The organism is Neobacillus soli NBRC 102451 (assembly GCF_001591665.1).
Lineage (GTDB): Bacteria > Bacillota > Bacilli > Bacillales > Cytobacillaceae > Neobacillus > Neobacillus soli.
The window spans coordinates 1-556 of record NZ_BCVI01000132.1; the positions used below are offsets into that span (position 1 = coordinate 1).

Sequence of the window (556 nt, forward strand, 5' to 3'; positions counted from 1 at the left end):
CTTCATACTTTTTTGTCCAGCTGTATATTTGCTGGTAGCTAATTTGATACTTTTCCATTACAGCCGAATAATCATGGCCATTCTTTATACATAAATGAACTGCTTCAACTTTCTCTTCAAAAGATAATTTTCTGGAATTAATCATAAGGGATTTCCTCCGATGCGTTTGTCTCGTCTCCTTATGATTATTATAGTTCTTTATCCAGACTTCGAGGGCTCCCCTGCTTACTTTGAATTTTCTGCAGATTTCTAGCTTTGAGTATTTTCCCGATAAATAGTCTTGAATGGCACTTAATCTTAATTCATTTGAATACTCTTTCCAACTATGTGATTCCTCTAGTCCATCCATACCATATAATTCATATTTGTCCCTCCAACTACGAAGTGTGAAAGAGGAAATCTTATATTCTTTTGTTAACTGGCTGGCGCTCATTTCCCCCTAATGTATTTCATTAAAATTTGATACTTTTCCTCAGAAGAATACTTACTTCTTTTTGACATAAAAAATCCCCCTAAAGTAACAACAGATTTTTGTTTTTTCATCTGTCTACTTTAA

The 556-nt window shown here is 33.6% G+C and carries 1 protein-coding gene; it reads right to left on the reverse strand.

The window, feature by feature from the left end; translation table 11 throughout:
- On the reverse strand, window positions 1-433 hold a 433-nt coding region (locus BSO02S_RS25980; protein WP_157081514.1), incomplete at its 3' end, for a helix-turn-helix domain-containing protein.
- Between the last annotated feature and the right edge of the window lie 123 nt (window positions 434-556).